Origin of the sequence: Lysobacter hankyongensis, from assembly GCF_039543145.1 — a bacterium.
Lineage (GTDB): Bacteria > Pseudomonadota > Gammaproteobacteria > Xanthomonadales > Xanthomonadaceae > Lysobacter_I > Lysobacter_I hankyongensis.
In genome coordinates, this window is record NZ_BAABJE010000012.1 from 123,912 (window position 1) to 147,865 (window position 23,954).

Here is a 23,954-nt window from a genome sequence, read left to right on the forward strand (position 1 = left end):
CGCTGGTCAAGCGGAAGCATTCTAGTGTTGGATTTGATATTGCACTAGATTGGTGCAATGCCGGTCGATACCGCCGCCCTCGATGCCCTCGCAACGCCCATCGCCTGGTGCGATGGCGCCGGGCGGGTGCAGGGCGGGAATCTGGCGTTCGCACGCTGGCTGGGTGTGGGGCCGCGGCGTCTACCGGGCTTGCCGCTGGCGGCGTTCGAAGTGGAGGACCAGCGGCTGGCGCGGGTGCTGGCGGAGCCGCCGGCGGGCGATCAGATCCGGCTGCGGCGCTTGCCGTTCGGGTTTCCCGGCACGGACACCCGGCTGTATGCCGATGCCCTGCTGTCGCGGCGCGAGGACGGCGGCTGGTGGCTGGAGGCGCATCCGGTCGATGAATTTCCCGGCGACGATCCGGCGACGGTGTTGCCGTCGGCGCTGTCGGCGGCGCTGAAGGGCCTCGCGCACGAGCTGCGCAACCCGCTGGCGGGGTTGAAGGGCGCAGCGCAACTGCTGTCGCGCCGGGTCGACGACGACGAGGCGCGCGAGCTGACCGGCCTGATCGAATCGGAAGTCGCGCGGCTGACCGAACTCATCGACCGCCTGTTGTCGCCGGCGCCGGCGAAGGCGCACGAACCGCTGAACATCCATGGCGTGCTGGAACGCGTGTTGCGGCTGGCCGAAAGCGATGCCGGCTGGGCGGTGAAACTGATCCGCGATTACGACCCGTCGCTGCCGGAATTGCCGGGCGATGCCGATCGATTGACCCAGTGCGTGTGGAACCTCGTGCGCAACGCGATCCAGGCCGGTGCCGCGAACGTGAGCCTGCGCACGCGGGTGGAGCGCGGCGTGCGCATCGGCGACATCGCGCATGCGCGCGCGCTGCGGCTGGAGATCGCCGACGACGGCCGCGGCGTGCCCGAGTCGCTGGCGGAACAGCTGTTCCTGCCGCTGGTCAGCGGCCGCGCCGAAGGTACCGGGCTGGGCCTCGCGCTGGCGCAGCAGGTCGCGCGCGAGCACCGCGGCTCGCTGAGCTATCGCTCGCGTCCCGGCCACACCGTATTCACCCTGCTGCTGCCGTATGCCGCGGCGATGCCGCACGCCCATGACGTCGAGGACGACGCGAAGGAACGCCATGACGAAGCCTGATGCCGACACCACCATCTGGGTGGTCGACGACGACCGCGCGGTGCGCTTCGTGCTCGCCACTGCGCTGCGCGAGGCCGGCTACGCGGTGACCGCGTTCGATTCGGCGCGCGCGGTGCTCGATGCGATGGCGTCGCGCGCGGTGCCCGATCTGCTGTTCACCGACGTACGCATGCCGGGCGACGATGGCCTGGTGCTGTTGGATGCAGTGAAGTCGCGGCATCCGCAACTGCCGGTGATCGTGATGAGCGCCTATACAGACATCGCCAGCACCGCGGGCGCGTTCCGCGGCGGCGCGCACGAATTCCTCTCCAAGCCCTTCGATCTCGATGTCGCGGTAGCGCTGGCGGCGCAGGCGCTCGCGCAGCGCGAAGGCCATACGGCGACGCCGGACGCAGTGCCCGGGACATCGGCGGCGCTGACCGATGCGCTGATCGGCGATACGCCCGCAATGCAGGCGCTGTTCCGCGCGATCGGCCGCCTGGCGCAGGCGCCGCTGGGCGTGCTGATCACCGGCGAGACCGGCACCGGCAAGGAACTGGTGGCGCGCGCGCTGCATCGCGAATCGCCGCGCGCGCGCAAGCCCTTCGTCGCCCTGAACACCGCGGCGATCCCGGCGGAACTGCTGGAAAGCGAACTGTTCGGCCACGAGGCCGGCGCGTTCACCGGCGCCAGCCGCCGACACACCGGCCGCTTCGAGCAGGCCGACGGCGGCACGCTGTTCCTCGACGAGATCGGCGACATGCCGCTGCCGCTGCAGACGCGGTTGTTGCGGGTGCTGGCGGAGAACGAATTCTTCCGCGTCGGCGGGCGCGAACTGATCCGCGTCGACGTGCGCGTGATCGCGGCGACCCATCAGGATCTCAACGTGCTGGTCGCCGAAGGCCGCTTCCGCGCCGACCTGCTGCATCGGCTCGACGTGGTGCGGCTGCAACTGCCGCCGCTGCGCGCGCGTCGCGACGACATCCCGCGGCTCGCCGAACGTTTCCTGCGCGCGGCGGCGACGAAATTCGATGCGCCGGCCAAGCGCTTCACGCCCGCGGCGCTGCAGCGGCTGCGCGCGCACGACTGGCCGGGCAACGTGCGCGAACTCGAGAACCTGTGCTGGCGATTGTCCGCGCTGGCGCCCGGCGACAGCATCGGGCCCGCGGATCTGGAAGGCATCTTTCTGGAAGGTGCGTCCAGCCCGGACGCACGGCCGTCGTCGGCCGCGCAGACGACGGCCGACGACTGGGATGCGGCGCTCGCGGCCTGGGCGCGCGCGCGACTCGATGCCGGGCGCGTCGATCTGCACGCCGAAGCGCTGGTGCGATTCGACAAGGCGCTGTTCGATGCCGCGCTGGCGCACACCGGCGGCCATCGTTCGGAAGCCGCGGCGAAGCTCGGTCTCGGCCGCAATACGCTGACGCGCAAACTCGGTCCGGGACGCAGACCACGCCGCGGCTGAAGCCCGGCATACGCGCGCATGCGGATGCGCGGTCAGGTCTTGCCGCTGCGTTTATGATCGAACTCCCCGCATCGTTGGAGCCATTCGCATGACGCCGACCCGTCTCCTCGTCGTTTCCGCGCTCGCCGCCGCGCTCGCCGCCTGCGCCAGCGCACCGCCGCCGAAGGCGCCCGAACCCGTGCCGCAGCATCGCGTGCAGCGCGCGGAGGCGAAGATGGCGCCGGCCTCCGCCAGTCTGGTCAGCGGACGTCTCGCGATCACCGCCATCGACGGCGGCGTGCGCATCCACGGCGAACTCGGTGGTCTGGCAAAAGGCGGTACCCACGCCATCCACGTGCACGAACGCGGCGACTGCAGCGCCGCCGACGGCAGCGCCGCCGGCGGGCATTTCAATCCGGGCGCCGCCGCGCATGGCCGCGCGGGCATCGCGCCGCATCACCTCGGCGACATGGACAACCTGCATGCCAACGGCGAAGGCGTGGCCCACGTCGACATCCGCCTGCAGGGCGTCACGCTCGGCAGCGGCGCAGCGAACGACATCCTCGGTCGCGCGATCATCGTCCACGCCAACGCCGACGATTACGCCAGTCAGCCGGCCGGCAACGCCGGTGCGCGGGTGGCTTGCGGGGTGATCGAAATCGCGACGTGACGCCGCGGCGTCAGCCCAGCGCCTCGCGCGGATCGGCGGTGGCGGAGCAGGGCACGCCGTGGACATCGAGGCCGTGGACCTTGAGGATCGCGACGAGCTGGCGCTGACGCGCTTCGAAATGCGCGAAACCGCGGTCGATGCGGACCGGGTCGCGTTCGTCCGGTGCATAGCGGTGCTGCCAGCCGGCTCGGTCGAATGCGGCGATGCGCACCGCGCCGTCGACGTAGCGCAGCAGCGGTTCCGGCGGTGCGTCCAGCCAGGCGTCCTCGTCCGGCGCCAGCAGCGCGGTTTCCAGCAGCGGCCACAGCGCGCCCAGTCCGACGTGCCGGTACTGCAGCGCCATCATCGCGGCGAGATCGTAGGCGGTGAGGTAGCGGGCATGCTCGACCTTGGCCTCGAAGCTGTCCTGCGCGGTCAGCGCGGTGTCGGCGCCGGCCATGCCGCGTTCCAGCAGCGCGTGTTCGAAGGCCTCGGCCACCGCGGTCGCCTGCGCGGCCGGACCCACCAGCAGGAATGGCACCACCCGCAGCGGTCCGCCGTGCAGTTCGAGTTCCGCGCGCAGCGGCAGCGGCACCACGCCCTCGGCGTCGGCGCCGAAGGCGATCACGCGCGGGCCTGCGGCCTGCGGCGCGCGCGCATGCAGTTCTTCCAGCCGCCGATGCAGCGGCCAGCCCGGCCGCAGCATTTCCGCGGGGTCGTAGTGGGCACCGGCGAGCACCAGATCCAGCGCGGCCAGATCCCGCGCGGCGACATCGCCGGCCAGTGTCGCCAGATCGCGACCCACGCGCTCGGCCAGCGCGCCGGCCTCGGTCTGCCGCAGCGCGGCGCGGCCGGGCTGCGAGCCGGGAACCAGTTCCAGCGCGAGCGCGCCGCGGACCACCCTCCTTGGCGCCTGATCGTGAGCGTGGCCGGAAGCGGCGGTCGGTTCTGTGGTCATGGTCTCGTTGGCCGGAGTGGGGTGCGGCGTTACACTCGCGCATTATCCGCGGATCGGCCCGTCCACGCGTGCGGGCAGCGCGATTTAGAGGCGTTGCTCCAGCGTTTGCGGGTCCAATCCGATGGCATGCGCCGCACCTCCGCCGGCGCGATCACTCTCCGAGAGGTGTCCGATGCTGCATGGTCGTCCCGTCGCCGTCCTGGGCGGCGCCCGCATTCCCTTCTGTCGCCAGAACACGGCTTACGCCGATGTCGGCAATCTCGGGATGTCGGTCCGCACCCTCGGCGCCGTGGTCGAGAAGTTCGGCCTGCAGGGCCAGCAGCTGGGCGAAGTCGCGATGGGCGCGGTGCTCAAGCACAGCAGCGACTGGAACATCGGCCGCGAAGCCACGCTGTCCTCCGGACTGTCGCCGCTGACCCCGGGCATCACCCTGCAGCGCGCCTGCGGCACGTCGCTCGACACCATCATCACCGTCGCCAACAAGATTGCCGCCGGCCAGATCGAGGTCGGCATCGGCGGCGGTTCCGACACCACCTCCGACGTGCCGATCGCGCACAACCCGGCCTTCCGTCGCCGGCTGCTGTCGGTGGCCGCGGCGAAGACGCCGATGCAGCGTCTCGGCCGTTTCTTCAAAGGCTTTTCCCTGCGCGAACTGAAGCCGGAATTTCCCGGCGTCGGCGAGCCGCGCACCGGCAAGTCGATGGGCGAACACTGCGAAGACATGGCCAAGGAATGGAAGATCGAGCGCGAGGCGCAGGACGCCTGGGCGCTGTCGTCGCACCACAAGCTCGCCGCCGCCTACGAGCGCGGTTTCTTCGACGACCTCGTGGTGAATTTCCGCGGCGTCTCGCGCGACAACATCCTGCGCGCCGACACCACGCTCGAGAAACTGGCCACGCTGAAGCCCGCGTTCGACCGCAGTTCCGGCCGCGGCACGCTGACCGCCGGCAACTCCACGCCGCTCACCGACGGCGCCGCCGCCTGCCTCGTCGCGTCCGACGACTGGGCCGCGCGGCACGGCCACGACGTGCTGTGCCACATCCGCGACGCGCACGTCTCCGCGGTCGATTTCGTGCATGGCGAAGGCCTGCTGATGGCGCCGACGGTCGCGGTCGCCGAGATGCTCGCGCGCAACCGTCTCACGCTGCAGGATTTCGACATCTACGAAATCCACGAAGCCTTCGCCGCGCAGGTGCTGTGCACGCTGCGCGCGTGGGAAAGCGCCGACTACTGCAAGACCCGCCTCGGCCTGGATGCGCCGCTGGGCGCGATCGATCCGGCGAAGATCAATCCGCTCGGTTCCTCGCTGGCCGCCGGCCATCCCTTCGCCGCCACCGGCGCGCGCGTGGTCGCCACCGCCGCCAAGCAGCTGAAGGAGCGCGGCGGCGGTCGCTGCCTGATCTCGATCTGCACCGCGGGCGGCATGGGCGTGGTCGCCATCCTCGAACGCTGATCGCGCACGTCGGGTCGCGACCATGGACGCGCGCGACGAGGACGATCCGTATCGCGCGCCGCGCGCCGCGCTGATCGAGGCCGCGGCGGTCGATCCCGAGGAAGCGACCTACTGCTGGCGCGACGGCGACACGCTGGTCGTGCTGAAGCACCGGCCGTTGCCCATGCGCTGCGTGAAATGCAACGGCGCCGTGGACGCGCGCTTGCGCACGAAGAGCTTCGTGCGGGTGCCACCGTGGCTGGCCGTCTTCGTGCTGTCGGTGCTGGCGACGCCCATCGCGCTGCAGGCATGGTCGCCCGCACGCGCCGAGTCGCTCGCGGTCTGGTTGGTGCTGCTGCAATGCGCGGTGGTGATCGCGATCTATCTTCGCGCCGCGTGGCGATATTCGTCGCGGCATGCCATCGGCCTCTGTTCCCTGCACAGGTATCGCCGGGCGCTGGCCGTGTTCGCGGTCGTCCTCGTCAACGCCGCCGCCGTCGGCGCGTCGCTGTCCTTCACCGGTCCGCGCTCGTGGTGGTATTGGCCCATCGTCGCGACGGCCGTCCAACTGGGGATGTCGCTGCTGCTGATCAGGTATGTCGCGACGACATTGCGGCCGTTGCGGATCGATGCGCGATTCGCGCGATTCGCGGGCTGTGGCCCGTCGTTTCTGCACAGCCTCGCCGAGTTCCGGGGTGCGGCCGAGGCAGTGCCGGAAAGCGGGTGACGGCGGTGACGGTTCGTCGTGGCCGGTCCCGGGCAACCCCATCCCGCGATCCGGTACGTTTCCACACGCCGTCGTCGTCACCGCCACCGCTCGCTCATCGGGGAATCCACATGCGTGCCATCCGTTCGAAGGCGTTCCTGCGCCACGTGCTCGTCTGCGGCCTCACCGCCGCGCTGTGCTTCACCATCGCCGCCTGCAGCAAACAGGAAACCGCTGCGGAATCCGCTGCATACGAAGGCACCGCCGACAAGGCGATGGGCGGTGCGATGCCCGCATCGGCGCCGATGGCGCCGCCGGCGGAACAGGCCGTGGCCGCCGATGCGGTCGCGTCCGCCGAAATGGCCGATGCCTCGTCGAATGCCGTCGCCAGCGAAGAGGTCGCGCGGCGCCAGGAGGTCGAGACCGAGACCCGCGTCGACGCCGGCCAGGTCAGTTCCAGTGCCGCCACCTACAAGGATGGCGAGCGCAAGTTCATCCGCACCGCGCAGGCGCAGTTCCGGGTGAAGGATGTCTACACCTCCGCGCTCGCCATCGAGGACGCGGCCGCGCAGCAGGGCGGCTTCGTCGTAGGCAACGATATCTCGGCGCAGACGCTCAACGTGCAGCGCCGCCCGGCCGGCGACGGCAAGCTCATCGAACTTGCCGAATACACGGTCCGCGGCAGCCTCACCGTCCGCGTGCCGAGCGAGAACACCCAGGCCTTCCTGCGCGCGATCGCGTCGCAGATGGAATTCCTCGACCAGCGCGGGTTCCAGGCCGCCGACGCGCAGTTCGATTTGCTGCGCCGCCAGTTGGCATGGCAGCGTGAGCAGCAGGCGCAGCAGGAACTCGGCGATGCGGTGCGCAACGGCGACCGCCTCGACCGCAAGGCCGACGTGATCGCGGCCCGCACCGGCGCCAAGCTGCAGCGCGACGAAGCGCTGATCGAGCAGAAGCAGTTCGAAGACCGGGTCGCCTTCAGCACCATCACGCTGTCGCTGCATCAGCTGTCGAAGATCCGGCAGACCGAGATGGCCGATGTCGAAGCCGTGTTCCGCAAGCACAGCCCGGGCTTCTTCGCCCGTCTCTTCGAAGCCCTGCGCATCGGCTGGTATGGCGTGCTGGATCTGGTGATCGCGCTGGTGCATGTGTGGCCGCTGTGGCTGGCGCTGGGTCTGGGCGTGTACGGCCTGCGCCGCTGGCTGCGCGCGCGTCGTCCCGCCCGCAGGATGCCCCCACCGACGCCGCCGGAAGTCGAGTGATCCGGTGTCGGAATGCGGTGCGCCACGGGGCACGGACCGTCGTGTCCCGTGTCCCGTTGTCGTCGCCGGCCGTCGATCCTGTATCGACGACATGCACGATCGAGCCATCGACAGGGTGTGCGATGTAACGCACATGTAAACGCGCCCGGGAGGCTCTAGACTCGGCCCATGCCACTACGGGAAGGGCGGATGGAACCGGGCGACGGGTCTGTGTTCACCGGGTTCACGCTGGGCCTGCTGACGATCGATCTCGATCGCGGCACGGTGTCCGGCGAGCACGGATCGAGCGGTCTCACGCCGCGCGCGGAGGCGCTGCTGTTGCTGCTGTCGCGGCGCGCCAACGCGCTGGTGTCGCGCGAGGACATCCTGGAAACGGTCTGGGCGGGGCGGGTGGTGGAGGATGCCGCGATCACCCACTGCGTCTGGCAGATCCGCCGCGCGCTCGGGCCGACAGGCAAGGACATCCTGCAGACCCGCAGCAAACGCGGCTATCTGCTGGTGGTGCCGGAAGATGCCCGGGTGACCGCAGCCGCACCGCCCGTCGAGTCATCGGCAGCGGCGACGGATGTCGCGCCTACGTCGGACGCGGCGCCGCTTTCCGCGCGTGCTGCCGCTGCGACGGCATCCGTTCCGTCGCAGGTGATCGCGTCTGCGGTGCGTCGACGCCGATGGCGTTTTCCGCTCGTCATCGCATTGGCAGCGCTGATCGTGGCCGCGGCCATTCCGCTGTGGCGCTGGTGGCAGCCGGCGGGCGCGATCGTCTTCGATCCGCAGGTCGAGATGAGCGCTGCGGTCCTGGTGCCGCCATCGCTGGGGTGGCTGCGCGACACGCTGCTGCGCAAGACCATCGAACAGGCGCATCTGCGCGATATCGATGTCGTGGTCTTCCAGCGCGCGCAGGTCGACAACCCGTTCCGCGGTCCGCATCTGCAGGTGCGGGTGAAACGCGGCGACCGGCAGACGCTGGACGCGGAACTCATCCTCCAACAGGGGCGCGTGCGCATCCGCGAGCGTTACCGCGGTCCGCCCGAAGGCCTGCTGGATGCCCTGCAGACGCTGCTGACCCGGCATCTGCCCGCCATCGCGCATGCGCCGGGCGCCGCCACCGATGCCTACGTCGCCGGACGCCTGGCCGAGGCGCGCTTCGATCGCGCGACGGCGCTGCTGGAGTTCCAGCGCGCGCTGACGCTCGATGCGCGGATGGGCGATGCGCGCATCGCGCTGGCAGGCCTGTTGTTCGAACACGGCCGCGCCGAGGATGCCCGCGAGGCCGCGCAGTCGCTGGTTCCCGCGAAGGAAACCGATCCGGTGCGTCGCTGTCGCATCGAACGCCTGCTCGCACGGATCGCACCGGATCGTCTCGGCGCCGCGCCGTGTCCGCGCGCAGGCATGGTCGCGCGTGTCGAACGGCTGCAGCTCCAGGATGCGCTGCGCGAGATCGAACGGCTGTCCGCACAGCCCGCGGGTGCGGGCGAGTGGTTGGAGCAGGAGGATGCGCTGATCCTCGCGCTGCTGCGCCTGCAGGAACTGCCGCGCGCGCAATACGAAATCGAACGTGCGCGCGACGTCGCGCAGCGCGCCGGCTGGCTGCATGCGGCGCTGCGTCTGCAGACCAATCTCGGCCCGTTGCACATGCATCGCGGCGAACGCGGAGCGGCCGCCGCGGCGCAGACCCGGATCGCCCGCGATTTCGCGACCCTCGGCGACCAGGCGTCGGCTGCCGAAAGCCGCGTATGGGTCCAGCGCGCGACGCCGATCGTGCCCGGGCCGGGGCTCGTCGCCCGACGCGAGGAACTGCGCGCGATCGTCGAGCAGGCGCGCGCGTCCGGCCAACTGCGTGCGGAAATCGAGGCGCTGTTGTTGCTGGCCCGGATCGATCGCGATCGATCGGATGCGTGGCGCGATCATCTCGGCCGCGCACGACAGCGCATCCGCGATGCGCGGCTCGACGGCGGCAACAGCCTGCATCCGTATTTCGTCGTCGGCGAGGTCGTCGGCGCGCGTCGCTACACCGATGCGCTGGCCGAAATCCAGGTGCTGCAACGGACGCCGCATCCGCACCCCCGGGCACCGGCGTGGGCGCTCTATCTCCAGGTCGAATCGCATTTCTGGCGCGACGAGCTCGACGCCGCGGTCGAGGGCATCGATGCGATGGAGCGCGCCGGTCTGGACATCAGCGCGTCGCCCAACCCCTGCTTTTACGCATGGGTGTTGACCGAAGCCCGTCGCCGGGATCGCGCCAACGCCTATTTCGAACGTTGCAACGACGGCAAGCGCAGTCCGGAACAGACCGACTATGGACTGATCGCCTCCGCGCGCCAGCGCATCCTCGATGGCGAGTCCGCGGGTGCGTGGCGTCTGTTGCGGTCGCGGATCGACGCCTTGCTCGCCATCCGCGAACCCAGCCGTCAGGAGGCGGAAGCGCTGGCGCTGATGGCGCGGCACGCCGTCGGCCTGCCCGGCGCCGATCCGCGACGGTTGCAGGCGGCGCGGCAAACCGTGGAGCGCATCGCAGCGCGCGAAGGTGCGGGTCCCGGGCTGCGTCTCGGCGCCGAGCTGCTGCGTGGTGCGCTCTGCGGCACCGGTGCGGGGGAACGATGCGCGGCACGTGCGCTTCCGGAATGGGCGCCGGAGGATCTTCTCGCCGTGCGATTGAGCCGCCCGCGGCCCTGAGCGGTGTCGCGCCTGCCCTGTTCGCCGGCGGTTGCCTGCCGGCGTCCGATCATCGCCGACGCTGTGCGTCGCGCTGCCCTTCCGCCAACGTCCAGCCGATCAATTGCGTCGTGGCGTCGCCGAGGCCGCGTTCGAAGGCGCGATTGATCTGCGCCACATCGGTGCCGTCGGCCGGCGTGTCGATGTCGAACACGCGGCTGGCGACGACGCGGTTCGCGGCGTTGTCGACCAGCCGCGCGCCGAGCGCGATCCGCGCGCTCGGCGTCGTGCCGCCGTCGTAATCGGATTCGAAGCGGCGCAGATCCAGCAGGAGTTCGTACTGCGCGTTCACGCCCTCGCCGCGACGGGCGACGCCGGCGAAGCGTCCGCTGTCGGCGAACGCGCGCAGCAGGGTGTCGAGCACCAGGTCGGGCGCCGGCTGCGTCCATGCCGCGCCCTTGTACACCTGCAGTTCGCCCGGCTGCGGGCGGACGAGGATGCGCGCGGAATCGTGCGCGGTGTCGGCGTAGGGACGGGCGATCTGCAATTGCCAGGTCGCCTGCGGCCATGCGGCATCGGCGGCGATCGTCGGTTCGGGTCGGTACAGGGCCAGCGATTCCTGCTTCGGCAGGAGGTTGCAGCCGGCCAGCGATGCGGTCGCGATGGCGAGCGCGGCGATGCGCAGGCATGCGCGTGCGGAGAGGCGGCTCATTTCGGCTCGAACTCCTTGGGTTTCTGCCGGCCCAGCACGTAGCCGGCCGGATTGTCTTCGAGACGGCTGGAGATCTTGCGCAGATCGCGCACCAGCGCGCGCAGTTCGTCCAGGGTCGGGCCGAGCTGGCTCAGGCCGTCCTGGGTGAAGCTGTTGATCGCGCCGCGGTTTTCGCTGAGCAGCGCGTTGGCATTGCCGGCGGCCGAATCGAGCCGGTTGAGCGTGCTGTCGAGCTTGGCGATGAGCTGCGGCAGTTTCTGCACCAGCTCGCGGTCGACATCGGCGATCGCGGTGTTGGTCGTGTCCAGCGTCGCCGACAGTTTCTCGCTCGACACCCGCGCGTTGCGGATCAGCGCGCCGAGGTCCTCGCGCTGGTCGGCCAGCGCACCGGTGGCGCTTTCGATGTTGTCGAGGGTCTGGGTGATGTTGTGGATGTTGTCCTCGCTGAGGACCTTGTCCAGCCGCGCCACCAGCTTGTTGGCGGTCTCGGCGATGTTCTGCAGCGCCGACGCCTCGGTCTGGATCACCGGCACCGCGTCGCCCGGCGCGGTCAGCAGTGCCGCCTTCGGGCTGCCGCCGGTGAGCTGGATGAAGGCGGTGCCGGTCAGGCCGGTGAACGACAGCTTGGCGTGGGTATCGACCTTCACCGGCGTGGCCGCGCGCAGCTTCACCCGCGCGATGACCTTGCGCGGGTCGTCCGGCGCCAGGCTCAGCTGGGCCACGGTGCCCACGCCGATGCCGTTGTACTGCACGCTGCCGCCCTCGGTGAGGCCGGTGACGGCTTCGTCGAAGATCACGTCGTAATACCGCCAGTCCTTGTCGGAGGTGTATTTCGCCGCCCACAGCCCGAACAGCAGCATGAACGCGGCCGCCGCGAGCGTGAAGACGCCGATCATCACGTAGTTGGCGCGGGTTTCCATGTCATGTCCTCGCGGCGATGCTGCGTTGGCTGTCGCGGGCCGCACGCCCGCGCGGGCCGTTGAAATAGTCCTGCACCCACGGATGATCGAAACGTTCGATCTCCGCCAGCGGCCCGACCGCGATCACCCGGCGCTCGGCCAGCACCGCGACGCGGTCGCAGATCGCGTACAGGGTATCGAGATCGTGGGTGATCAGGAACACGGTCAGTCCCAGCGCCTGTTGCAGGGTGCGGGTGAGATGGTCGAAGGCCGCCGCGCCGATGGGATCGAGGCCGGCGGTGGGCTCGTCGAGGAACAGCAGCGGCGGATCGAGCGCGAGCGCGCGCGCGAGTCCGGCGCGCTTGCGCATGCCGCCGGACAACTGAGACGGCAGTTTGTCGAGCGCATCGGGCGGCAGCCCCGCCAGCTTCACCTTCAGCAGCGCCAGTTCGTACAGCAGCGATTCGGGCAGATCCGGATGGTGTTCCTTCAGCGGCACCTGCACGTTCTCGCCGACGGTCAGCGACGAGAACAGCGCGCCGTCCTGGAACAGCACGCCGGTGCTGCGCTCGATGTGCAACCGGTCTTCGCTGTCGCGCGAGCGGCCGTCGACGCCGAGCACTTCGATATGGCCGGCGTCGGGTTCGCGCAGGCCGATGATCGAACGCAGCAGCACCGACTTGCCGCTGCCCGAACCGCCGACGACGCCGATGATCTCGCCGCGACGCACGTCGAGATCGAGCGCTTCGTGCACGACCTGATCGCCGAACTGGTTGCGCAGGCCGCGGACCTGGATGATGGGGGCGTCGGCGGTGTCTTGCGTGGTCATGGGGCAGTGATGGCGGTCATTGCGCGTCCTCGCCTGCGCGGATCAGGGATTCGATTCCGTGAGGCTCGCGATTGAGGGGCCGGAACGAGGATTCGGGCAGCGTGCCGTCCGCTTTGCGCAGGAGCGCGAGTTCCATGAAGAAAAATGCGAGCCGTGCGTCGTTCAGGCCGGGCGTCAGTTCAAGGCGCATCGAACAGCTTGCAATGGTCCTGGGGATGGCATGCTTCCCTTCGAATGTATTGAACACGGTCGCCACGATGTTGGCGCTCGAAGCGCCGATGCTTGCGGCAACGAAGTCGTCGAACGCATCGAACGCCATGGTCAGCGTACCGTTGAACCTCTTGATGTGGAAATCCCGGACCGAAGGCAGCAAATCCTGCACGAAGCGCCGCAGCGTGTTGTCGTCCATGGGCATGACGGCGTCGACGGCGTCCATCACCACCCCATGTGCATGAACCAGATCGCGGCGAACGCATCGAGCACGATCACCAGCGAAATGGTCTGGACGACGCTGGAGGTCGTGCGCTCGCCGACCGACTGCGCGGTGCCGCTGACCTGCAGGCCTTCGAGGCAGCCGATGAGGCCGATCACCATCGCGAAGATCGGCGCCTTCGACATGCCGACCAGGAAGTGCCGCAGCTCCATCGTTTCCTGCATGCGGCCGTAATAGGCCTGCACCGGAATATCGAGGCTGGTGTGGCCGACGAACATGCCGCCGAGCATGCCGGCGAGCATCGCGATGAAGGTCAGCAGCGGCAGCATCGTCATCAGCGCGAGCAGGCGCGGGATCACCAGCAGATCGACCGGGTCGAGGCCGAGCGTGCGGATGGCGTCGATCTCCTCGCGGCTCTTCATCGAGCCGATCTGCGCGGTGAACGCGCTCGCGGTGCGGCCGGCGAGGATGATCGCGGTCAGCAACACCGCGAACTCGCGCAGGAACGAGATGCTGACCAGTTCGACCACGTAGATCGCCGCGCCGAAGTCGGCGAGGATGTTGGCGCCGAGAAAGGCGATGACCGCGCCGACCAGGAACGACAGCAGCGCCACCAGCGGCACCGCGTCGAGGCCGACCTGTTCCATGTGGAAGACGGTCGCGGTCAGGCGCAGGCGCCGCGGCTGGGCGACGGTGCGCGCGAATTTCGCCAGGGTTTCGCCGAGAAAGCTCACCAGCGCGACCACTTCGCGGGCATTGTCGTGCACCGCGCGGCCGAGACGTTCCAGCGCCGCCGCGAAACCGTAGGGCCGCTTGGTCTTCGGCCGTCCGTCCTTCACGTCTTCGATCACCTGCACCAGCGCGCGGTGATCGTCGCGGAAATGCAGCGCGTCGTCGTCGAGCCCGTTGCGCGCGACATGCCGCAGCAACTGCAGCACGCCCAGCGAATCCAGCCGCGCGACCGTGCTGGCGTCGAGGTGGCGCACCCGTTCCGGCACGCCGCGCAGCGCGTCGCCGATCGCCAGCGCATGCTGCAGGGTCCATTCGCCGTGCAGGCGCGCGAGCCCGCTGTCGTTCGCGTCGAGCTCGATGCGGGGGGCGGCGTGGACGGGGGGCGTCATCGGGCGTGGAGGTGGCGCATTGCGGGCAGCATAGCCGAGCGTGAAGGCATTCCGGTGCGTTCAGCCAGCGCCGGTGCGGGCGGCCTGCGCCGCCTGCGCATCGGCACGCAGCGTCGCGGCGCGCGGCGCCCGCGCGCTGTCGGTCACGGCCTCCAGCGCGGCCAGCGCATCGTCGGCCCGACCTTCGGCCAGTGCGATCTCCGCGGCGGCGATCGCGCGCGCCGCAGGATGTCTCATGGCCAGCGCGTCGAGATGCGCGGTGGCGGCCGCTGTATCGCCGCGCGCGGCGGCGGCGCGGGCGGCGGCCACCCGCGCCGGGGCTTCGAAATGCGGGTCCAGCGCGGCCTGCGCCAGCAGCGCTTCGGCTTCGGCGTAGCGGCCGTGATGCAGCGCATCCAGCCCTTCCGCCAGTCGCGTGCGCGCGGCGCGCTCGCGGCGCAGCCGCCACAGCCGGAACGGCCAGCCAAGCACTTTCCAGAGCAGCCACAGCGCGAACAGTGCGAGCGCGAACAGCAGCGCTGCGCCGACCAGCGTCGCTTCCACCGTGGTGCCGAGATAACGCACCAGCACGAAACCCGGGTCCTGCAGCAGCAACTGCGCGAGCAGTGCGCCGGCCAGCGCGAGCAGGATCCAGAAGAGGAGGTTGCGGAAGAGATTCATGCGCCGTCCGCGTTCAACCGCCGCGCTCCGCCCGCAGCAGCGCCAGCGTGCTGCCGAGGGTGGGCATCTCGAGCGCCAGCGGGATCTCGCGCAGCGCCTGCAGTTCCCTGCGCGCGGCCTGGCGTTGCGGCGACGCCGGCCACAGCCGCAGCAGCCAGGCGTCGGCGCGCTGGAGTGCGGCGCGCAGCGCCGTGTCGTCGCGGCGTTCGATCGCGTTGCGCGCCAATGCGAGTTCCAGCTGCATCGCGATCTCCCCGGCTTCGCGGTCCTGGCTGGAAAGCGCCTGCGGTGCGTCGCTGCGGCGCACGCTGACCAGCCGCGACAGCACGCGGTCCCACCACGGCGCGTTCGCGGCCGGCGCCTGCGGTCGCGGCAGGGTGTCCGCGGTGGGCAGCGCGGTCGCGAGCGCATCGAGCCGTCGCAGCGCCACCCGGCGCGGATCGTCCTTCAGGGCGTCCAGCGCCGCGCGTTCCTGCGCCAGCGCCTGGCGCAGGTTCAGCGCGCGGGGACTGTCGATGCCGTCGAGCACGCCGGCGGCCAGTGCATAGGCGCGGCGGGCGCCGTCGAGATCCGCGGCCAGCCGCAGGCGCTGCTCGCCGAGGGTCAACAGCAGTTCCGCCTCGTCCATGCGCAGCGCCAGGGCGCCGTCGCGGTTGGCGTCGGCGAGCTTCTTCACCTGGTCTTCCAGCAGTGCGGCGCGTTGGCCCATGCCCAGCAGTTCGTCGCGCAGCACGCGGTTGGTGGCGTCGGCCTGCTGCAGGCGCTGGCCGTGGCCGCGGACATCGCGGCGCAGGCCTTCGATCCGCGACGCCAACGCCTCGATCCGCTGCGCGGCTTCGATCTCCGCGGCGCGTTCGCGTTCGGCGCGCTGGTGGTCGCTGTACCACAGCCATGCGCCGCCGCCGGCCAGCGCCAGCAGCAGCGCCAGCCACGCCCAGCCGGTGCGGCGGGTGGGCGGCGGAGTCGTGGTGGCCGTCGACGGCGCGACGACGGCGGGCGAGGGCGCGTCGCTCGCGGGCGTGTCGGCGGAAGAGGCGGTGCTTTCGGTCATGGGGGGCTGGCCGGCGGCATCCGGATGGATGTTCGCGGCATGTTAACGGGATTGTGCGGTCGTGGCCGCGCTTGCGCCCGCGCCGGCCAGCAACTGCGCAGGCCGCGGTCCGGCGGCGATGCGCACGTCCGTGCAGCCGGCGTCGCGGGCGAGCGCGGCGAGACGTTCGCTCGCGGCCAGCACGCATGCGCCGCGCAGGCGTGCCGCGATGTCGTCGGGCGCGGCCGCCAGCGCGGTCTGCAGGGCTTCGCCGCTGCTCAGCGGCAGCAGCAACGGCCCATCGAACGCGCGCAGTCGCGCCAGCGCTGCGGGCGACAGCGCGACCGGTTCGCGCGCGTAGACATCGGCACGCACGACCCGCGCACCGCGATCGTGCAGCGCCGACGCGATGCGGTCGCGGCCGCCCGGGGCGGTCAGCAGGCCGATGTCGCGGCCGCGCACGTCCTGCAGCAGCGGCAGCGCCAGCAGACCTTCGCTGTCCATGCGTTCGGGCGATACCGCGTCGGCGATGCCCGCACGCCGCAGCGCGGCTGCGGTGGCGCTGCCGACCGCGCAGAACCGCTGCCCCCGCTTCGCGCGCAGGGGCGACAGCGATGCCGTCGCACGCACTGCGGTCGGGCTGGAAGCGATCACGATGTCGGCCGCCAGCGCAGCGCGCAGCGCCCGTCGTGTGGCCGGATCGTCGCGCACCGCGATCCGCCACGGCGACAGCGCCAGCACGCGCAGTCCGTGCGCGGCTGCGGCGCGGCGCATCGCGGCGTGATCGCCGACGGGACGCAGCGACACCACCCACGGCGGCGCGGCTGGCGAAGGTATGGATGGCGACGTGTCGTATGCTCGTGGACGGCGTGGCGGGGTCATCCCGTCCAGCTTCGCCATTCGCACCGTCGCCCGCAAGCCGGCGATGTCTTTCCCTGCAGGCCTTCCGCCGACGTTTTCGCCCACTGCCCGCCCATGACCGACACCCCGCGTTCCGCGCATCTGCGCGCGCTCGAAGCCGAACTGCTGGCGATGCCGCCGGTGGCGGCCATGCAACTGCGTGTCGGCGACGCCGACGGCGAGACCCTGCGGCTGCATGCGCCGCTCGCGCCCAACGTCAACGACAAGGCCTGCGCCTTCGGCGGCAGCCTGACCTCGCTGATGACGCTCGCCGGCTGGGGACTGATCGCGCTGCGGCTGGTCGAAGCTGGACTCGACGCCAACGTGTATGTCGCCGACACCAAGGTGCAGTACCGCACGCCGGTCTACACCGATCTCACCGCGGTCGCGGTGGCGGACAAGGGGGAGTCGTGGGCGGGCTTTCTCGAAACCCTGCGCAACGTTGGCCGCGCCCAGATGACGGTCGCGGCCAGCGTGCCGCTGGCTGAAGGCGGCGTGGCTGCGGACAGCCGGTCGCGTTACGTCGCGATCCGCAAGGGTTAGGATGCCCGCTGTCGTCCCCTGCCTGACCGGATTCCGATGCCCATGATCGCCTCGCCCGTCCCGATGCGCCCGCTTGCCCGGTTCCTGATGGCGCTGCTGCTGGTTTCCCTCGCCGGCGTCGCCTTCGCGGGCAAGAAGAGCAGTGCGCTCGACAGGAACCAGTACGCCTTCTCCGCCGCCATCCGCTGGGGCGACTTCGAAGGGGCCTGGAGCATGGTCGACCCGAAGGTGCGCAAGGAAAAGCCGATGACCGACGCCGACTTCTCGCGCTTCGAGCAGATCCAGGTCACCGGCTATCGCGATCTGGCCAGCATGCCCGGGCCCGACGACACCGTGATGCGCGAGATCCAGATCGAAGTCGTGAACCGCAATACCCTCGCCCAGCGCAAGACCCGTTTCACCGAGGTCTGGCGTTACGACGCCGAGACCAAGACCTGGTGGATCGCCGGCCTGCCGGACTTCTGGCAGGGCAAGTAGCGCGCCGTTCCGGCAGGCCCGGTCCGGTCGTCGCCCGGGTTTTGCCAGCCGGGCCGCCGCAGGCGACAATTCCGCCCCCCGCGCGGCCGTTCCGCGCCTGCTGGATCCGCTTCCCGTGAATTTCGAAGAACTGTGGGCCTTCGCCGGCCGCCAACCGGTCTACAGCATCGCCCTGGTCGGCCTGACCATCGCCATCATCGGCAACGAGATTTCCCGCCTCTTCCGCGGCTACAAGTCGCTGGTGCCGGCGCAGGTCACCGCGCTGATCAACCAGGAGAACGCCCTGGTGGTCGACCTGCGTCCCTACGCCGATTTCCAGAAGGGCCACATCGCCGGTTCGAAGAACGTGCTGATGAGCCAGTTCGACCCCGAGAGCAAGCAACTGGCGCCGGCCAAGGCCTTGCCCATCGTGCTGGTCTGCCAGAGCGGCATCACCGTCGTCGGCGCCGCCAAGCGCCTGAAGAAGGCGGGCTTCGAGCGCGTCCACGTTCTCGAAGGCGGCATCGGGGCCTGGCAGCAGGCGGAATTGCCGCTGGTCAAGGGCAAGGGCTGACGCCCGGTCCATCCTTCCGTCGCCCGCGCCGCCGGCCGGGCCATTGCAAACGCCGCGGCAGGCCACCAGATCGTCTGACCCGAGACCCCACCCGAGGCCCCGGTACACGCGTTTCCGGGACCGGACCCGCCCGCGTCCGCGTGCCATAATCGCCCTCTTTTCCGCTTTTCTTTCTCCAGGAGCCCTGCCATGTCCGAACCCGTCGCCAACGGCGCCGCCGCCGAAGCCAACGGCCCGACCTTCTCGGTCGAGAAGATCTACGTCAAGGATGTCTCGTTCGAAGCCCCCGGCGCGCCGCAGGTGTTCAGCGAACAGGGCCAGCCCTCGCTGGAAATGAATCTGAACCAGCGCGTCCAGCGCGTCGCCGACGATCTGTTCGAAGTCGAACTCGGCGTCACCCTGACCTGCAAGCTTGTCGACAAGACCGTGTATCTGGTCGAAGTGCGCCAGGCCGGCCTGTTCGGCCTCGCCGGTTTCGACGACCAGACCCTCGACGCGATGCTCGGCGTGCATTGCCCGACGATCCTGTATCCGTACGCCCGCCAGACGGTCAGCGACCTGATCACGGCCGGCGGCTTCCCGCCGTTCCTGCTGCAGCCGATCAACTTCGAAGGCCTGTACGCCGAAGGCCTGCGCCAGCGCGCCCAGCAGGGCGGCCTGGCCGGCGCCGAGACCGCCGGCAACGCCTGACGGGCGCGACGCCCGTCTCTCGCATGTCGTCCGATCCTTCCGATCGCGAGACCGCGAAACCCGCCGTCGCCGTCCTCGGCGCCGGCTCCTGGGGCACGGCCCTGGCGGCGCTGATCGCCCGCCACGGCCACCCCACGGTGCTCTGGGGGCGCGACGCCGCGACCATCGCGGCGATCGACGCCCGCCACGAAAATCCCCGTTATCTGCCGGGGATTCCGCTGCCCGACAGTCTTCGCGCCACCACCGATCTGGCCGCGGCCCTCGCCGGTTGCGACCTGGTGCTGGTGGTGGTGCCCTCGCACGCCTTCGCCGAGACCCTGCACGCGCTCGCACCGCTGCGCCCGGCGCACGCCGGCGTGGCCTGGGCGACCAAGGGGTTCGAACCCGGTTCCGGCCGGTTCCTGCATGAAGTCGCGGGCGGGATACTGCCCGCCGACGTGCCGCTGGCGGTCGTCACCGGCCCTTCGTTCGCGAAAGAAGTCGCCGCGGGTCTGCCGACCGCGCTCACGGTGCATGCCGATGGCGCGCATCCCGGCAGCGCCGGATTCGCCCAGCAGGTCGCCGACGCCCTGCATGGCCCCGCGTTCCGCGCGTACACCGGCGAGGACATGCTGGGCGCCGAGCTCGGCGGTGCGATGAAGAACGTGCTGGCCGTGGCCACCGGCGTCGCCGACGGCATGGCGCTGGGTTTGAATGCGCGCGCCGGCCTGATCACCCGCGGGCTCAACGAAATGTTGCGGCTCAACGTCGCCATCGGCGGCAAGGCCGAGACCCTGATGGGCCTCGCCGGTCTCGGCGATCTCGTGCTCACCTGCACCGGCGATCTGTCGCGCAACCGGCGTCTGGGCCTGGCCCTCGGCCGCGGCCAGTCGATCGAAGACGCGGTGCGCGAGATCGGCCAGGTGGTGGAATCGATCCAGACCGCCGAGGAAGTGATGCGCCAGGCGGCGCGGCACGGCATCGAGCTGCCGATCTCCAGCACCGTCCGCGATGTCCTCAAGGGCGAGATCACGCCCACCGACGGCCTCAGGCGGCTGATGGCGCGCGAACAGAAGCCGGAATACCCGCAGGGTCTGTTCGGCGACTGAGCGCCGTCTTCCGCGCGCCAAAGAAAAAGCCCGGCCTGCGCCGGGCTTTTTCGTGTCGCGATGCAGAGCGATCAGAAGCTCGCGCGCACGCCGATCAGATACTGCGAGGTCAGGTCGCCGGCTTCGATCTCGCCGACCACGCCCCAGGTTTCGTTGATGATGAACTGGGCGCCGAGAGTGCCGCTGAATTCGCCGTCGTAGTCGCTGCCGTCGACGTAGCTGGCTTTCACCCAGCCTTCGAAGTTGTTGCTGAGCGCGCCGCGCAGACCCACCGAGACGCGGGCCGCGTCGAGGTTGTCGCGATAACCGGTGGCGTCGAGCTGAGTGTGCTGGAACCCGGCTTCCGCGATCAGGTCGGCGTTGTCGAAGATGGTATGGCGATAGCCCAGGCCGGCCTGGGTCTGGCGCGCGTCGATGTCCTCGACGAGGTCGCCGTTGCGCGCCCACGCGTAGCCGCCGTAGACGTAGAAATTGTCGGACAGTTCGATCGCGCCGCGAACGCCGGCGCCGTTGAAATCGAGCGTGTCGCTGCCGGGGGTGCCGAAGTCGACGCTGACGCGCTGAACGCCGCCTTCGACATACGTGAAACTCCCCAGGCTGTCGCGGGCCGAGGCCGCGAATGGCAGGCAGGCCAGCAGGAGTGCGGCCGCAAGTGGCTTCTTCATGAATCTCCCCAAAGAGCTGTGAAATCGGTGGATGTCCCTGTCCGCGCCCGGCGCGGCCAGTGAGTTTACCCAAGCCGCGGCCGGTTTGGCGTGCTGCGGCCCCGAAGGATGCCCGCCGGGACCCCGCAAACGCGAAAGCCCGGCCGGAGCCGGGCTTTCGGGCATCGATCCGTACGCCGGGCGGGGCCCGGGCCGACGGCCCGGATCAGAAGCTGGCGCGGACGCCGATCTGCCAGTTGTCCAGGTCGGCACTCAGGAAGTTGTACTCGTTGTAGTGGTACTGGCCGTAAACGCCCCAGGTCTGGTTGAACTTGACGTGGATGTTCACGTTCGCACCGACCACATCGTCCATGTTCTCGACGTCGGTCCAGGTGACCTTGCCGCCGAGTTCGACATGGTCGCCGATCGCCGAGCGCACGCCGGCTGCGGCGCGGTAGCCATCGTTGTGGTATTCGTCGCCGAACACTTCGGAATTCACGCCGATGTAGCTGAGCTCGGCAACGAAATCGGTGCCTTCCGCCAGCTGCGCGCGGTAGCCGCCTGTCAGTTCCCACGGCTCCAGGCTGTCGCTGTCGAGCGAATCGTCGTGGACGCCGATGGCGCCGTAGAACTTGTCGCCGAAGGCCATCGAGCCCTTGAAGGCATAGCCGTCGCCGTCGAAATCGCCCGAACCGGTCTTGAGGGTCGACTCGCTGTAGCCGAGTTCGACATAGTTGTAGCTCAGCTCACCCGCGGAAGCGGCAAAGGGAGCGCAGGCCAGCACGATGGCCAGCGAAAGGTGCTTCTTCATTCAAACCCCTGATTTATTTGAAAATTAACGAATTTGCCGACGGTGCGGCGCGGGCATCTTAACGAAATCTTGATGCCTTGCAACCGCTTGACGGATGCACCGCGAGCGATTCGTGGACACAAGAAAGCCCGGCTTGCGCCGGGCTTCCAGGGCGACCCAGGGGAGGGGTCGCGAAAAAGGCGTACATCGAGGGTGACGCCTGCCCTGCACGGGAACCTGTGCGTCGCGCTCCGGGGAGCGTGTGGGGTTACCAGCTGAAGCGCGGACCGACGAACCACTGGGCGTCGCCGTCGGCGAACTTGACGTCGCCGCTCACGCCCCAGTTTTCGTTGAACTTCACCTGGGCGCCGACGCGGCCGTAGAAATCGCCGTCGGCCTGTTCGAAGTCTTCGTAACCGGCCATCGCATAGGCTTCGAACTTGTCGCCCAGCGCGCCGCGGACGCCGGCTTCGGCGCTGTAGCCGTCGACATCGAAGCCGCTGCCGGCATCGAACTTCTCGTAGGCGACGCGGGTGACCAGATCGGCCTTGTCGGTGATGCCGTAGTTGTAGCCGACGCCGAGTTTCCACTGGTCGACCTTGTCGAAGACCGTGTTCACATCCAGATCCTGCGTGGTGTAGGCCCCGAAGAGGTGGAAGTTCTCGTGCACGGCGACCGATGCGTCGATGCCGTAGCCATCGGCATCCGAGGCGCCGTCCGCTTCGGTCGCGACATAGCCGCCCTGGACGTAGTTGTAGGAGACGCCCTCGGCCGCGGAGGCCGCGAACGGGAGGGCAGCAAGGAGGGTCAGGGCGAGAAGAGTGCGCTTCATGAAAGAGGACCTCATGGTTGTTATTGGGCCGGAGCGGCGAGAGAGACGAGGGGAAACCGCTCCGGTGAGGCGCATTCTCAGGATCGCCGCATAACGAATACTTAATACTGAACTTGTCGGTGCGGGAACTTTCGCGAAGCGTTCAGCGACGCGCGCCGGCCATCGACAGTCGTGGGGGTCTGTTCGGGGGGCAAATTCACCGCTTTCGAGCTCGGGCGCGCATCATGCAGTCCCGCTGCAGCCCTGCAGGCATGCGGGTCCGGAGTGTTTCGAGGTCGCCCGGTCGATGCGGTGCGAAGCACGGGGTCGTCGTACGCGGACGCCGTGCGAAATCGCCTCGCGGCGGGCATTCGCGTTCAGCGTTTCACGTCCAGGCGTTCGCTGCGCATCAGCGCCAGCACGTCCTCGCGATCGACGAGATTGAAATCGCCGGGAACGCTGTGCTTCAGGCAGGCCGCGGCCAGGCCGAAGCGCAGGCTGTCGCCGTCGTCCATGCCCGTGAGCAGACCGTGCAGTACGCCGGCGGCGAAGGCGTCGCCGGCGCCGATGCGGTCGACGATGCCGTGCAGCGCATGCGTGGGCGTCGCGTGCAGCGCGCCCGCGCGGGTCGCCATCAGCGCGCTCATGCCGTGGTCGTCGACGCTGTGCTGGGTGCGTACGGTGGTGACGATGCGCTGCAGTCGCGGAAACGCGGCGAACGCCCGCGCCGCGGCGGCGGCGAAACGCGCGCTGGGTTCGTCGGCGTGCGTGTCGTCTTCGCCCAGCACCACGCCGATATCGCGATGATCGGCGAAGGCGAGATCCGCCTCGGCGATCAATTCGCGCAGGATCGCACCCGGGTCGGCGTCCCAGGCGGCCCACAGCTTCGCGCGGAAATTGCCGTCGAACGACACCAGCGCGCCGGCGGCTCGCGCCGCCCGCGCCGCGGCCAGTGCGGCATCGGCGGTGGCCTGGCCCAGCGCCGGGGTTACGCCGGAGACGTGGAATGCCCGCGCGTCGGTCAGCATGCGCGGCCAGTCGTAGGTTTCGGGGCCCGCGAGCGCGAAGGCGGACCCGGCACGGTCGTACAGCACTTCGCTGGGGCGCAGGCCGGCGCCGGTGGCCAGGAAATACAGGCCCATGCGGCCCGGTCGGCGATGGACGTCATCGACCGCCACGCCATGGCGGCGCAGTTCTCCCAGCGCAGCCTCGCCCAGCGGGTTGTCGGCGACCGTGCCGGCCAGCGTTGCCCGATGTCCGAAGCGGGCCAGCGACACCGCGACGTTGGCTTCGGCGCCGCCGATGCGGACGTCCAGCGCCGGACTCTGCAGCAGGCGTTCCCGCCCCGGGGCCGCAAGCCGCAGCAGCAGTTCACCGAAGCATACGATCCGTCCTTCTTGCCGACCTTCTACCTGCCGCATGGGGCCTCCGGAGTGGGGCGGCGGAGCTGCTGCGTTGCAGCATGCTTCCGGCGCCGTCTTTTGCTAGCTTTGGCCAGCGGTGTCATTTTTTGCGGCCAGAAGAGCCATCATAACCGGCCTGAGACACGAACGCACCG

General features: G+C 69.8%; 25 protein-coding genes. 12 read left to right on the forward strand and 13 right to left on the reverse strand.

Annotated features, from left to right (window positions below):
- The first annotated feature begins 57 nt into the window (after positions 1-57).
- The 3 genes from ABD974_RS12120 (at position 58) to ABD974_RS12130 (ending at position 3,227) form a co-directional block, all read left to right on the forward strand.
- Positions 58-1,134: a two-component system sensor histidine kinase NtrB gene (locus ABD974_RS12120; protein WP_345303596.1), complete on the forward strand. Its 1,077-nt coding sequence runs from the start codon at positions 58-60 to the stop codon at positions 1,132-1,134.
- Positions 1,121-2,578 carry a nitrogen regulation protein NR(I) gene (ntrC, locus tag ABD974_RS12125; RefSeq protein WP_345303597.1) on the forward strand — a complete coding sequence of 486 codons (1,458 nt, stop codon included), beginning with the start codon at positions 1,121-1,123 and terminating at the stop codon, positions 2,576-2,578. Before ABD974_RS12120 ends, ntrC begins: the two co-directional genes overlap by 14 nt.
- Before the next feature lie 88 nt (positions 2,579-2,666).
- On the forward strand, positions 2,667-3,227 hold the full coding sequence (locus tag ABD974_RS12130) for a superoxide dismutase family protein (protein WP_345303598.1): 561 nt from the start codon (positions 2,667-2,669) through the stop codon (positions 3,225-3,227).
- Between the two features lie 10 nt (positions 3,228-3,237).
- Here the strand turns inward: ABD974_RS12130 and ABD974_RS12135 are convergent, their stop codons facing one another.
- Entirely contained in the window at positions 3,238-4,164 is a 927-nt protein-coding gene (locus ABD974_RS12135; protein WP_345303599.1) for a hypothetical protein, read from the reverse strand.
- Positions 4,165-4,336: 172 nt separating this feature from the next.
- On the opposite strand from ABD974_RS12135, the gene ABD974_RS12140 reads away from it, so the two are divergent.
- The 4 genes from ABD974_RS12140 to ABD974_RS12155 all read left to right on the forward strand — a co-directional run bounded on the left by ABD974_RS12140 (position 4,337) and on the right by ABD974_RS12155 (position 10,237).
- Positions 4,337-5,617 carry an acetyl-CoA C-acetyltransferase gene (locus ABD974_RS12140; RefSeq protein ID WP_345303600.1) on the forward strand — a complete coding sequence of 427 codons (1,281 nt, stop codon included), beginning with the start codon at positions 4,337-4,339 and terminating at the stop codon, positions 5,615-5,617.
- Positions 5,618-5,639: 22 nt separating this feature from the next.
- A complete protein-coding gene (locus ABD974_RS12145) occupies positions 5,640-6,323 on the forward strand; it encodes a hypothetical protein (RefSeq protein WP_345303601.1) in 684 nt (227 codons plus the stop codon).
- A gap of 110 nt (positions 6,324-6,433) precedes the next feature.
- Entirely contained in the window at positions 6,434-7,564 is a 1,131-nt protein-coding gene (locus ABD974_RS12150) for a DUF4349 domain-containing protein (RefSeq protein WP_345303602.1), read from the forward strand.
- 189 nt (positions 7,565-7,753) lie between these two features.
- Positions 7,754-10,237 (forward strand): winged helix-turn-helix domain-containing protein, encoded by a 2,484-nt coding sequence (locus ABD974_RS12155; protein WP_345303603.1) that lies wholly within the window; start codon positions 7,754-7,756, stop codon positions 10,235-10,237.
- Positions 10,238-10,286: 49 nt separating this feature from the next.
- Here ABD974_RS12155 and ABD974_RS12160 read toward each other — a convergent pair whose 3' ends face one another.
- The 8 genes from ABD974_RS12160 to ABD974_RS12195 are packed head-to-tail and all read right to left on the reverse strand — an operon-like array spanning position 10,287 to position 16,707.
- Positions 10,287-10,928 (reverse strand): ABC-type transport auxiliary lipoprotein family protein, encoded by a 642-nt coding sequence (locus ABD974_RS12160; protein WP_345303604.1) that lies wholly within the window; start codon positions 10,926-10,928, stop codon positions 10,287-10,289.
- Positions 10,925-11,848 (reverse strand): MlaD family protein, encoded by a 924-nt coding sequence (locus ABD974_RS12165; protein WP_345303605.1) that lies wholly within the window; start codon positions 11,846-11,848, stop codon positions 10,925-10,927. The genes ABD974_RS12160 and ABD974_RS12165 overlap by 4 nt, the downstream gene beginning before the upstream one ends.
- Position 11,849: 1 nt before the next feature.
- Positions 11,850-12,656, reverse strand: coding sequence for an ABC transporter ATP-binding protein (locus tag ABD974_RS12170; protein ID WP_345303606.1), 807 nt, complete (start codon positions 12,654-12,656; stop codon positions 11,850-11,852).
- Positions 12,657-12,672: 16 nt separating this feature from the next.
- On the reverse strand, positions 12,673-13,092 hold the full coding sequence (locus ABD974_RS12175; RefSeq protein WP_345303607.1) for a hypothetical protein: 420 nt from the start codon (positions 13,090-13,092) through the stop codon (positions 12,673-12,675).
- Entirely contained in the window at positions 13,092-14,210 is a 1,119-nt protein-coding gene (locus tag ABD974_RS12180) for an MlaE family ABC transporter permease (protein ID WP_345303608.1), read from the reverse strand. Before ABD974_RS12180 ends, ABD974_RS12175 begins: the two co-directional genes overlap by 1 nt.
- A gap of 60 nt (positions 14,211-14,270) precedes the next feature.
- Positions 14,271-14,870 (reverse strand): heme biosynthesis HemY N-terminal domain-containing protein, encoded by a 600-nt coding sequence (locus ABD974_RS12185; protein ID WP_345303609.1) that lies wholly within the window; start codon positions 14,868-14,870, stop codon positions 14,271-14,273.
- 13 nt (positions 14,871-14,883) lie between these two features.
- Positions 14,884-15,921, reverse strand: coding sequence for a uroporphyrinogen-III C-methyltransferase (locus ABD974_RS12190; protein ID WP_345303610.1), 1,038 nt, complete (start codon positions 15,919-15,921; stop codon positions 14,884-14,886).
- Between the two features lie 42 nt (positions 15,922-15,963).
- Positions 15,964-16,707, reverse strand: coding sequence for a uroporphyrinogen-III synthase (locus tag ABD974_RS12195; RefSeq protein ID WP_345303611.1), 744 nt, complete (start codon positions 16,705-16,707; stop codon positions 15,964-15,966).
- A 168-nt stretch (positions 16,708-16,875) separates the two neighbouring features.
- Here ABD974_RS12195 and ABD974_RS12200 point away from each other — a divergent pair, with 168 nt between their 5' ends.
- The 5 genes from ABD974_RS12200 to ABD974_RS12220 all read left to right on the forward strand — a co-directional run bounded on the left by ABD974_RS12200 (position 16,876) and on the right by ABD974_RS12220 (position 20,151).
- Complete coding sequence (locus ABD974_RS12200; protein WP_345303612.1) at positions 16,876-17,343, forward strand: YiiD C-terminal domain-containing protein; 468 nt, start codon at positions 16,876-16,878, stop codon at positions 17,341-17,343.
- 42 nt (positions 17,344-17,385) lie between these two features.
- The gene (locus tag ABD974_RS12205) at positions 17,386-17,820 is read left to right on the forward strand and encodes a hypothetical protein (RefSeq protein ID WP_345303613.1); all 435 of its coding nucleotides are present in this window, start codon (positions 17,386-17,388) and stop codon (positions 17,818-17,820) included.
- Positions 17,821-17,935: 115 nt separating this feature from the next.
- Entirely contained in the window at positions 17,936-18,373 is a 438-nt protein-coding gene (locus tag ABD974_RS12210) for a rhodanese-like domain-containing protein (protein ID WP_345303614.1), read from the forward strand.
- Positions 18,374-18,562: 189 nt separating this feature from the next.
- Positions 18,563-19,063, forward strand: a complete 501-nt coding sequence (secB, locus tag ABD974_RS12215) for a protein-export chaperone SecB (protein ID WP_345303615.1) — start codon at positions 18,563-18,565, stop codon at positions 19,061-19,063.
- A gap of 23 nt (positions 19,064-19,086) precedes the next feature.
- Entirely contained in the window at positions 19,087-20,151 is a 1,065-nt protein-coding gene (locus ABD974_RS12220) for an NAD(P)H-dependent glycerol-3-phosphate dehydrogenase (protein WP_345303616.1), read from the forward strand.
- A 71-nt stretch (positions 20,152-20,222) separates the two neighbouring features.
- On the opposite strand, the gene ABD974_RS12225 is transcribed toward ABD974_RS12220, so the two are convergent.
- The 4 genes from ABD974_RS12225 to ABD974_RS12240 form a co-directional block, all read right to left on the reverse strand.
- Positions 20,223-20,816: an outer membrane beta-barrel protein gene (locus ABD974_RS12225; protein WP_345303617.1), complete on the reverse strand. Its 594-nt coding sequence runs from the start codon at positions 20,814-20,816 to the stop codon at positions 20,223-20,225.
- 205 nt (positions 20,817-21,021) lie between these two features.
- Complete coding sequence (locus ABD974_RS12230; protein ID WP_345303618.1) at positions 21,022-21,606, reverse strand: hypothetical protein; 585 nt, start codon at positions 21,604-21,606, stop codon at positions 21,022-21,024.
- Positions 21,607-21,853: 247 nt separating this feature from the next.
- Positions 21,854-22,417, reverse strand: coding sequence for an OmpO family porin (locus tag ABD974_RS12235; RefSeq protein ID WP_345303619.1), 564 nt, complete (start codon positions 22,415-22,417; stop codon positions 21,854-21,856).
- Positions 22,418-22,773: 356 nt separating this feature from the next.
- Positions 22,774-23,817, reverse strand: a complete 1,044-nt coding sequence (locus ABD974_RS12240; protein ID WP_345303620.1) for a sugar kinase — start codon at positions 23,815-23,817, stop codon at positions 22,774-22,776.
- Positions 23,818-23,954 lie beyond the last annotated feature (137 nt).

Excerpts from the sequence above, each read along its gene's own strand:
- ABD974_RS12240 (WP_345303620.1), bottom strand. The coding sequence starts at position 23,817 with ATGCGGCAGGTAGAAGGTCGGCAAGAAGGACGGATCGTATGCTTCGGT.
- secB (WP_345303615.1), top strand. The coding sequence starts at position 18,563 with ATGTCCGAACCCGTCGCCAACGGCGCCGCCGCCGAAGCCAACGGCCCG.
- ABD974_RS12185 (WP_345303609.1), bottom strand. The coding sequence starts at position 14,870 with ATGAATCTCTTCCGCAACCTCCTCTTCTGGATCCTGCTCGCGCTGGCC.
- ABD974_RS12130 (WP_345303598.1), top strand. The coding sequence starts at position 2,667 with ATGACGCCGACCCGTCTCCTCGTCGTTTCCGCGCTCGCCGCCGCGCTC.
- ABD974_RS12190 (WP_345303610.1), bottom strand. The coding sequence starts at position 15,921 with ATGACCGAAAGCACCGCCTCTTCCGCCGACACGCCCGCGAGCGACGCG.
- ABD974_RS12200 (WP_345303612.1), top strand. The coding sequence starts at position 16,876 with ATGACCGACACCCCGCGTTCCGCGCATCTGCGCGCGCTCGAAGCCGAA.
- ABD974_RS12235 (WP_345303619.1), bottom strand. The coding sequence starts at position 22,417 with ATGAAGCGCACTCTTCTCGCCCTGACCCTCCTTGCTGCCCTCCCGTTC.
- ABD974_RS12145 (WP_345303601.1), top strand. The coding sequence starts at position 5,640 with ATGGACGCGCGCGACGAGGACGATCCGTATCGCGCGCCGCGCGCCGCG.
- ABD974_RS12135 (WP_345303599.1), bottom strand. The coding sequence starts at position 4,164 with ATGACCACAGAACCGACCGCCGCTTCCGGCCACGCTCACGATCAGGCG.
- ABD974_RS12170 (WP_345303606.1), bottom strand. The coding sequence starts at position 12,656 with ATGACCACGCAAGACACCGCCGACGCCCCCATCATCCAGGTCCGCGGC.
- ABD974_RS12230 (WP_345303618.1), bottom strand. The coding sequence starts at position 21,606 with ATGAAGAAGCACCTTTCGCTGGCCATCGTGCTGGCCTGCGCTCCCTTT.
- ABD974_RS12175 (WP_345303607.1), bottom strand. The coding sequence starts at position 13,092 with ATGGACGCCGTCGACGCCGTCATGCCCATGGACGACAACACGCTGCGG.
- ABD974_RS12225 (WP_345303617.1), bottom strand. The coding sequence starts at position 20,816 with ATGAAGAAGCCACTTGCGGCCGCACTCCTGCTGGCCTGCCTGCCATTC.
- ABD974_RS12160 (WP_345303604.1), bottom strand. The coding sequence starts at position 10,928 with ATGAGCCGCCTCTCCGCACGCGCATGCCTGCGCATCGCCGCGCTCGCC.
- ABD974_RS12165 (WP_345303605.1), bottom strand. The coding sequence starts at position 11,848 with ATGGAAACCCGCGCCAACTACGTGATGATCGGCGTCTTCACGCTCGCG.
- ABD974_RS12140 (WP_345303600.1), top strand. The coding sequence starts at position 4,337 with ATGCTGCATGGTCGTCCCGTCGCCGTCCTGGGCGGCGCCCGCATTCCC.
- ABD974_RS12120 (WP_345303596.1), top strand. The coding sequence starts at position 58 with ATGCCGGTCGATACCGCCGCCCTCGATGCCCTCGCAACGCCCATCGCC.
- ABD974_RS12180 (WP_345303608.1), bottom strand. The coding sequence starts at position 14,210 with ATGACGCCCCCCGTCCACGCCGCCCCCCGCATCGAGCTCGACGCGAAC.
- ntrC (WP_345303597.1), top strand. The coding sequence starts at position 1,121 with ATGACGAAGCCTGATGCCGACACCACCATCTGGGTGGTCGACGACGAC.
- ABD974_RS12205 (WP_345303613.1), top strand. The coding sequence starts at position 17,386 with ATGATCGCCTCGCCCGTCCCGATGCGCCCGCTTGCCCGGTTCCTGATG.
- ABD974_RS12220 (WP_345303616.1), top strand. The coding sequence starts at position 19,087 with ATGTCGTCCGATCCTTCCGATCGCGAGACCGCGAAACCCGCCGTCGCC.
- ABD974_RS12150 (WP_345303602.1), top strand. The coding sequence starts at position 6,434 with ATGCGTGCCATCCGTTCGAAGGCGTTCCTGCGCCACGTGCTCGTCTGC.
- ABD974_RS12155 (WP_345303603.1), top strand. The coding sequence starts at position 7,754 with ATGGAACCGGGCGACGGGTCTGTGTTCACCGGGTTCACGCTGGGCCTG.